Origin of the sequence: Sulfurimonas sp. (assembly GCF_016744025.1) — a bacterium.
Lineage (GTDB): Bacteria > Campylobacterota > Campylobacteria > Campylobacterales > Sulfurimonadaceae > Sulfurimonas.
The window spans coordinates 13,588-22,406 of the sequence record NZ_JADGFC010000033.1 but is presented as its reverse complement, the minus strand read 5'-3'; the positions used below and the strand labels follow the sequence as shown (position 1 = coordinate 22,406).

Here is an 8,819-nt window from a genome sequence, read left to right as displayed (position 1 = left end):
TCTTTGTTTTTGGTCGAATAAGATTAGCAGATTATCGATTAATCCTATCTTTCAACTTACTTTCAAAAAATTGCACTTGATTTTAGAATTGGCGAAAGAAATTTTTATTTTGTTTTTTATTAACTATATTTATAACGATAAGTCATTATTTTATATATAAAAGTCCAACAGTTAGACTTAATTAAAAAAACTTTCAAAAGTTAATACAAGAGATTAATAAAAAAACATTTAAAAAGCAAAAAGAAGATATAATCTTAGAAATTAGCAGTTTTCAAAATAGTTTCGAACAAAGTGATGATATAACAGCTATAGGTATTAAATTTTAAATATAAAGAGGAATTTGAGTATGAAAAATCTTAATATACAAAGCTCATTAGACTCTCCAAAAGTAGTTTTAGATTACGAAAAAGCATTTATAGAAATCGAAGGTAAATCCTATCCTGGAGACACTTTTGCTTTTTATCAGCCTATTATAGAGTGGCTCAAAGAGTACTTTAGTGAAGATTTTATAAAATCAACGACATTAAATTTGAAGTTACAATATTTCAATTCTGCGACAGCTCAAACCTTATACGGAATTTTTGATATTCTTAAAGATAGCAAGTGTAAAGACTTGAAAATTAATTGGTACTATCTTAAAGAAGATGAAACTAGTTATGAAGATTTTGAAGATATTTCAGATGAATTCCCAAGCTTAGATATTGTGCCAATATCTTATTAGAATAAATACATAAACTTTGGACGATAAACTTTAATGAAAACGAAATTATATCTACTGCTTTTTATACTTCCTTACTCCCTTTTTGGAGTCACATCATTTATTACCCCACTTGAGTATGCATCTCAACTCTATAAAAACCCAAGAGGAATAGGTTGTCATCATTGCCACGGAGAAAAAGGTGAAGGCAAACTTATTGCAAGATATGTGCATAAAAAAGAGAAAAAAACATTTACAGGTCCGGCAATAAATAGACTTAATTTTGACACTTTTTATAAAGCACTTAACAAAAGAAAAAATGGGATGCCAAGATATTTTTTAACAAAAAAAGAGGTTCAGGCACTATATTTATTTTTACAGCAAAATAAAGGCAAGGTAGATGCTAAGTAGTATAAAAAAAGCTTTTAAAGATAGAGATTTAAAAGCTCTAGATGCACTAGCAGAACCTAGATATAGAGTTCTCAATAAAAGAAATGATTTTCACTCTGTTTTAATGCTCTCATGTAACAACCTAAAGCATTTAACTAAGATAGATGAATTAGAAGCTGATTGTATAATGCTAAACCTTGAAGATGGTGTTAGTAAAGAAGATAAGCCTTTTGCTCTTGTATTATGTGCCATATTCTTAAGTAAACACGCAGAGTGTAGTAAAAAGCTTGTTGTTCGTGTTAATGCACTCGATGAGGGTGGATATGAAGAGATTACTTATTTAAATCAGTTTATGCCAGATGCTATTAGAGTTCCTAAGATAAAAAATAAAAAAGAAGTAGATAATGTTCTTGCCCTTTTAAATGAAGAGATAGAGTTGCATCTATCCATAGAGACAACAGATGCTTGGCATAACCTAGCAACACTAAAAACGAATCTTAGAGTCACAACTTTTTATCTTGGCATCTTAGACCTTTTTGCTGATATGAAACTATCTCAAAGCCTTATAAACATAGATAATCCAACTATGTTATATATTCTTTCACACTTCTTGGTTACATCAAAAGCAATGAGAGTTAAACCTGTCTCTTTTGTCTATCAAGATTTTAAAAATCTAGATGAATTTTCTTTTTGGATAGATCTTGAAAAACAAATGGGTTTTGATTCAAAAGCTTGTTTATCACCAGAACAAGTTAGACTAACAAATGCTAAGTTTATTGATTCACAAGAGCAAATAAAAAGAGCACAAGTTATAGTTAAACTATTTGAGATGCATAGAGAAACTGGAGTGACTGGGTTTGTTGATGAAGAGTATGGATTTATTGATGAACCTATCTACAAGGGTGCTCTAGCACTTTTACATATTAACTAATAAAAAAAAGGGGTAATTATGAAAACAATAAAATACAATAATCAAAATGTTTTAACATCTAAGGTAGTCTGTGTCGGAAGAAACTATGTAGAGCATATTAAAGAGCTTGGTAACGATACTCCTGAGAATATAGTTCTTTTTAACAAACCAAATTCTGCCATAAGTGATGACTTACATTATTTTAGCGAAGATACTAGGTTTGAAGGTGAAATATGTTTTTTAATAAAAGGCAAGAAGATAACCGGTGTTGGTTTTGGACTTGATTTAACAAAGGCAAATACTCAATCTTATCTAAAGTCAAAAAGTCTTCCTTGGGAGAGAGCAAAAGCTTTTGATGGTTCTGCTGTAATGAGTGAGTTTGTAGATTTTGATGGTGATATCACAAAGATTAGCTTCTTACTACACATAAATGATGTACTAACTCAAGAGGCGACATATGACCTTATGATACATAAGCCTTTAGATATTGTAAATGAAATAGAGTCTTTTATGTCATTAGAAGATAATGACATCATAATGAGTGGAACACCAAAGGGTGTTAATACTTATAGTGTTGGAGATGTTTTTGTGGGTAAAGTATTTTGCGAAGGTAAGTTACTTCTAGAACAAGAGTGGACTGTTAAGGCTTTTTAATAAGCCTTTTACATCTTGTTCTTCGTAGATAAAGTTATTTTCCTATAGCCTTGTCGAGAACTGCAATAGCGTTGTAGTAGTCATAATAGTTAACAACTAAATCTGATTTAGCATCTATGTAACCTTGTCTTGATTGTTGTAGTTCAATATAATCTGAAAGACCATACTCATAACGCTTTTGAGCTTGGTCAAACTTATCACCAGAGACTTCTAAAAGACTTTGAGCTAACTCCACTGAATCTTTCATTTTATATACATTTATAAAAGCTTGAGTAGTCTCTTTTTTAATCGATAGTTTTGAGTTGTTTAGTTGAGAATGAGATATCTTGATATTTATCTTTTTCTCTTGTGTAGATGCAGAGGTAGCGCCACCTTCGTATATATTCCAGTTTAGATTAAGAGCTGCTTGCCATTGCTCCTCAGGTAATGAATCTTCAAACTTATCTGTTTGTTGCTTTGTATAATCAGCATAAAAAGACAACTTAGGGTAATAGTTTGAAGAGGCTGACACACTTGAAGACTGAGCTGATTGTATATCAGAGAGATATTTTTTAAGCTCATATCTATTTTCATAAGCAAAGTTTATTGAGTCCTTTAGAGTTAATTCATACTCACTTAGAGATGAGTAAATATTAGTTAAAACTAAACTCTGGGAATAAACCTCGTATTTTTTATCTACTTCCATAAATCCAACTACTTTATCAAGAGAAGCATATGATAGTTTTAAATTGTAGAGACCTTTTCTTAGGTCAAGTTTTGACTTTATAAGCTCAACTTTAGCATCTGAGATATCAATCTTTGTTCTTATCCCAGCTTCAAAATATTTTTGTGAACGATAAAGTTGTTTCTCATTTAGTTTTACATTCTCTTTGTAAACTTCTATAAGAGCTATAGCTTGTAATACTTCATAGTAGGCTTGTTTTACACTCATTTTCTTATTTGATATCTGCTGCTCATTTGAACTTAAATAAGAGTCTGAACCATACTTAAGAGCGTCTACGCTACCTTTTGTTTTACCAAAGTCATATAGAAGTTGCTGTAGAGATATCTTTCCTAATAAAAGAGTGTCATTAGTCATACTCTTGTCAGTTGTAGTTAAATCATTAAGTCCAAATTCACCTGCACTTAATTGCAAGTCAACTTTTGGTAAGTATCCTGCAAAGGCTTGCTCATAACGACTTTTTGAAGCCTTATATTGGGATGAGCTTATCTTCAAATCAGGAGAATTTTTTAGGGCTTGTAAAATTAATTCATCTACTGTGTATACATCTTGAGCGTGTAAACTTAAACCCAGTAAAATTGTAGTTAATATTTTTAACATTATATTGACTCCCTTCTTTGTATTTCATCTTCAACACTTACAAATTTTTCTCTCATACTCTCTAGTAGTACATAAAGTACAGGAACAAAAAGTGTACTAATAAAAGTCGCGGCAATCATACCAAACATCAATACGATACCAATTGACATCTGCGTAATGGCACCAGCCCCTGTTGCAAAAGCAAGAGGAAAAATACCAAACATAAAAGATAAAATAGTCATCATAATTGCACGAAAACGAAGTGTTCCAGCATTTATAGCTGAGTCGATTATACTTACTCCACTCTCTCTTTGATCTTTTGCAAACTCAACTATTAAGATTGCATTTTTGGCGGCTAGTGCTACAAGTAGGACCAGACCAACTTGAGCAAAGGTATTTAACGGTATACCAGACCATTGTAGTCCAGCCATTGCACCGGCTACAACCATTGGAACAGATAGTAAAATCATCAGAGGAAGTATCCAACTTTCATATTGAGCGGCAAGAACTAAGAAAACAACAAGAAGTACAAAAATAATTACATATATTTGTGCACTTCCAGCTAGTGTCTCTTGGTAACTCATACCAGACCACTCATAACCATAACTTGAAGGAAGTACTTTTTTAGCTATGTCTTGCATTGCAGTCATCGCATCTCCAGAACTATAGCCAGGAGCAGCAGCACCATTAATCTGTATACTTCTATACATGTTGAAGTGAGTAAGGTTTTGAGGCCCCTTAATCTCTTTTATTTTTAGCACTGCATTTAGTGGTATCATTTTATTTGAAGCATTTTTAACAAAGAGTTTGTTTATATCTTCTTTTGAACTTCTAAACTCTTTATCTGCTTGTACAAATACTCTAAAAACTTTACCAAACTTTGTAAAATCATTTACATATACAGAACCAAGGTAAGCTTGCATAGTAGTAAACAAGTCAGATATTTTTATACCAAGTGCATTAGCCTTTGCTCTATCTACCTCAATGTCGTACATAGGATAGTTTGAAGCAAAAGTTGTAAAGGCATAGGCAATTCTAGGATCAGCGAATGCTCCTTTAATCATCTCATTTGCATAGTGCTCAAAAGTTTGCAGATCTCCAGAGAGATAATCTTGAAGTCTAAAGTCAAATCCACCAACATTACCTATACCTGGAATACCTGGCATATTAAAAGCAGCGATACTAGCTTCGCTAATAAGGGCAGTTTTTTGTTTGATTTTCTTTATAATTCCAAAAATACTTTTTTCTTTTGTCTTTCTCTCTTCCCAGTCTGTTAAAGATACAAACATTGCGAGAGCTGAACCATCCATAGAAGAAGTAATAACATTGAACCCTTCTACAGAAACAATATTTTCTACACCTTCAATTGAATAGATTATATCTTCAACTTGTTTTCTTAGTTTACTTGTTTGAGAAAGAGAAGTACCTGGTCTTAGGTTAACTGAAACCATACAAACACCCTTGTCCTCAGATGGAACAAAACCAGTTGGTGTAATCATAAATAGATAATAAGTTAGGTAAAAAATACCACCCATTATGATGATCATAAAGTATCTTAGTTTTATAAGAAGAGTTATTAATGCTTTGTATTTTAATGTCAATGCGTTAAAAACATTATCAAATAACTTAAAAACAATAAACTTTTCTTCACCTTCTTTTCTTCTTTTTATCATAATTGCACTAATTGCAGGAGAAAGTGTAAGAGCGTTTAATGATGATACTAAAACAGCAAAAGAGATAGTCAGTGCAAACTGTTGGTATAGAGCACCTGTAATACCAGGAAGCATAGATACTGGGACAAATACTGCAACTAAAACAAGAGTAGTAGAAATAATTGGCCCGATAAGTTCTATCATAGCTTTTTTAACAACTTGAGGCATAGTAAGTTCAGGCTCTTTGTACATTATAACCTCAACATTCTCAACAACTAAGATAACATCATCAACAACTATACCTATGGCAAGGATAAGGCCAAAGAGAGTTAAAAAGTTTATAGAAAATCCACCTGCAAACTCCATAGCTGCAAAAGCACCAATAAGAGATACTGGGATTGCAGCAGCTGCTATAACCGTAGGTCTCCAAGAACCTAAGAATATAAATATAATTAGAATAACAAGAGCAATAGCAGTAAATAGATTTGTAACAACGTTATCAATTGCTACTTTTACATATTTAGTTGTATCGTAAGGAACCGAGTAAGTTACTCCATCAGGAAAACGACTTTCAAGTCTCTTCATAGTTTTTTCTATCTGTTGGCGTATTTCTAAAGCATTTGCTTCACCAAGTTGGTATACACCGATAAGCCCAGTTGGCTTTTTAGCACTAATAGCATTCCAATCATAAGTTTCACTACCAAGTTCTATCTTAGATACATCACTTAGATGCACAAGTGAGCCATCTTCTTTATGCTTTAAAACTATATCTTCAAACTCAGAGACTTCACTTAGACGACCTTTAGTAGTTAAAGTGAATTCTTGTTTTTGGTCATCAAAAGTTGGAGTACCACCAACCTTACCGATAGATGCTTGTTTATTTTGTGCTTGAACAGCTTGTATTACTTCCATAGGAGTCATATTAAGAGATTTTATCTTGTCAGGATTTAACCAAATGCGGATAGAATATTTTTTCTCCCCTAAGTTATCAGCTTTTCCAACACCGTCGATTCTTTTAATTTCATCTAGAATATTTATATTTACAAAGTTACTTAAGAAACTACCGTCATATCTCTCATCACCATTAATAGCAATAATACAAACTAAAGAAGGGCTTCTTTTATCAACCATAACACCTTGTTGAGTAACTTCAGTAGGCAGAGAAGCAGTAGCAGTAGAGACTTTGTTTTGTACGTCAACAGCGCCAATATCTATGTCATAACCAGGTTCAAAATATACATTAATACTAGACGATCCACTTGATGTAGAAGAGGAGTCCATATATATAACACCCTTGATACCATTAAGTTTATCTTCTAAAACACGTGTAACAGTATCTTCAACAACAAAAGCATCTGCACCAGTATAAGTAGCAGATACATTTACGGTTGGAGGTGCAACATCTGGGTATTCTGAAATAGGAAGAACAGCCATTGATACTAAACCGGCAACTATGATAATTAGAGACATAACTATCGCTAAAATAGGTCTTTTAATAAATGTTACTGAAAACATCTGTTATATCTTTTTAGGACTAAGGTCATTTTTCTTTAAAATAGCCTTTATCCCTTGTGTAGATGTTACATCTACTGCTTTTACTTTTTTTTTTTCTTTTACTTTGATAAGAGCAGATACAATAACTTTGTCTCCATCTTTTAAACCTTCATCTACACTTACATAGTACTTTGATGAGTAACCAGTTTTTATATCAACTCTTTTTGCCTTACTATCTTTATCTACAATATATATATAGTTTCCAAGTTGGTCTGACAATATAACTTCAGGAGGAATCATTAAAAAACTGTATTTATCATTTATAAAAACATTTACATAAACAAATGTACCGGGAAGTACACTAGCATCTGGGTTTGATATAGTTGCTCTCATGCTAATAGTAGAAGTTAAAGAATCTACTACATTGTTTGAAAAATCAATGTGACCATTAAGTTTCAGAGGTTCTTTTGCTCCATTGATTTCAATAAATGCATCTGGTCTTTCTTTATTTTTATATTTTTCAAAAAGTCTTACATCATTTTGTGAAGGAGAAAAATAAGCATAAATAGGGTCAACACTCATAATAGTCGTTAGTAAAGTAGACTCACCTTGTCCTACAAGATTTCCAATATCTACTCTTCTAGCACTAACCTTGCCCGAGATAGGAGAGCGAACCATTGTATAACTAAGTTCTAGTTGAGCTTGTTTGAGTTTAGCAACATCACCAGCAATCGCAGCTTTTAAACCAGCTTGCTGTGCTTGGTATTGCTCTAGCGTAGCTCGTGGTGCTAAACCTTCTTCTACCAGTGGTTTATACCTTGCTACATCCGCATTAGCTAATTTTAAAGAAGCTTCATCTTGTGCTTTTTTAGCTTTTGCTGCATCTCTAGATGCTATGTATTGATCTTGCTCAATCATAAAAAGCTTTTGACCTTCTACTACAGTCGCTCCATCTTTAAAATAGATTCTTTTAAGTACTCCAGAGACTCTAGCTCTAACTTCTTGATCAGAACTTGCTTTTGTTGTACCGGTAAACTGTTTCCATATAGGGATAGGTTCTTTGTTTACTGTAATAGTATTTACACTAAGTGGTGGCATCTCTTTTCTAACTTGCTTAGGTTTTTCATCTGAACATGCGTTAAATAGGAAAAGAGAGGAGAGTAGAATTGTATTTAATATTTTTGTTTTCATTTGTTCCCTTTAATTAGGAACAATTATATCAATATCTAGCTAAATTGTATAACACGTTATATCTAATGAGAGTTCTTTCTGTTGGTCTTGGGTATCTACTGTAGGCATATTCTATAGTTTCTTTTGTAGTGTCATCAAGAACATAATAACCACTTTTATTTAAAAATTTAAAGTCTGTCATATCACCATTTGGATTTAAATAAAATTCTATGACATTACTTCTGTTTACATTCAAGTCTCTTGGCAGATTTACTCTTGCTACTCGAGTAAGTACTTGTTGCGTAATTCTTCTCATAACTTCTTGATTATCTAATATATATTTTTGTTGACCCTCAGAGAGTTGACCAAATTCATCGCCATAGAGTTCTTTTATATTCTTATTGTTTATACTGCTACTTGAGTATGTCTTTTTCTCTTTTTTCTCTTCTTCATTACTTGATTTATCTTCGTACATCCAAGCCATTGGGTCAACTTTCTTTTTTTCAACAGTTGAATTAATATCTTTTTTAGGAGTTAACTCTATATATGGTT

Annotated in this window: 8 protein-coding genes; 4 read left to right on the top strand and 4 right to left on the bottom strand. The window is 32.3% G+C overall.

Going from position 1 to position 8,819, the window contains the following annotated elements; all coding sequences use genetic code 11:
• Positions 1 to 346: 346 nt before the first annotated feature.
• Genes QZZ48_RS06780 through QZZ48_RS06765 form a run of 4 tightly spaced genes read left to right on the top strand, consistent with a single transcriptional unit; the run spans position 347 to position 2,651 of the window.
• On the top strand, positions 347 to 721 hold the full coding sequence (locus QZZ48_RS06780; RefSeq protein ID WP_294963491.1) for a DUF1987 domain-containing protein: 375 nt from the start codon (positions 347 to 349) through the stop codon (positions 719 to 721).
• Between the two features lie 33 nt (positions 722 to 754).
• The gene (locus tag QZZ48_RS06775) at positions 755 to 1,108 is read left to right on the top strand and encodes a c-type cytochrome (RefSeq protein WP_294963488.1); all 354 of its coding nucleotides are present in this window, start codon (positions 755 to 757) and stop codon (positions 1,106 to 1,108) included.
• Entirely contained in the window at positions 1,098 to 2,018 is a 921-nt protein-coding gene (locus tag QZZ48_RS06770) for an aldolase/citrate lyase family protein (RefSeq protein WP_294963485.1), read from the top strand. The genes QZZ48_RS06775 and QZZ48_RS06770 overlap by 11 nt, the downstream gene beginning before the upstream one ends.
• Before the next feature lie 18 nt (positions 2,019 to 2,036).
• A complete protein-coding gene (locus QZZ48_RS06765) occupies positions 2,037 to 2,651 on the top strand; it encodes a fumarylacetoacetate hydrolase family protein (protein WP_294963482.1) in 615 nt (204 codons plus the stop codon).
• A 34-nt stretch (positions 2,652 to 2,685) separates the two neighbouring features.
• Here the strand turns inward: QZZ48_RS06765 and QZZ48_RS06760 are convergent, their stop codons facing one another.
• The 4 genes from QZZ48_RS06760 to QZZ48_RS06745 form a co-directional block, all read right to left on the bottom strand.
• Positions 2,686 to 3,972, bottom strand: a complete 1,287-nt coding sequence (locus tag QZZ48_RS06760; RefSeq protein ID WP_294963479.1) for a TolC family protein — start codon at positions 3,970 to 3,972, stop codon at positions 2,686 to 2,688.
• Positions 3,972 to 7,118, bottom strand: coding sequence for an efflux RND transporter permease subunit (locus tag QZZ48_RS06755; protein WP_294963476.1), 3,147 nt, complete (start codon positions 7,116 to 7,118; stop codon positions 3,972 to 3,974). The genes QZZ48_RS06760 and QZZ48_RS06755 overlap by 1 nt, the downstream gene beginning before the upstream one ends.
• Positions 7,119 to 7,121: 3 nt before the next feature.
• Entirely contained in the window at positions 7,122 to 8,288 is a 1,167-nt protein-coding gene (locus QZZ48_RS06750) for an efflux RND transporter periplasmic adaptor subunit (protein WP_294963474.1), read from the bottom strand.
• A 28-nt stretch (positions 8,289 to 8,316) separates the two neighbouring features.
• Positions 8,317 to 8,819: energy transducer TonB (locus tag QZZ48_RS06745; protein ID WP_294963471.1), on the bottom strand; the 503-nt coding region annotated here is incomplete at its 5' end.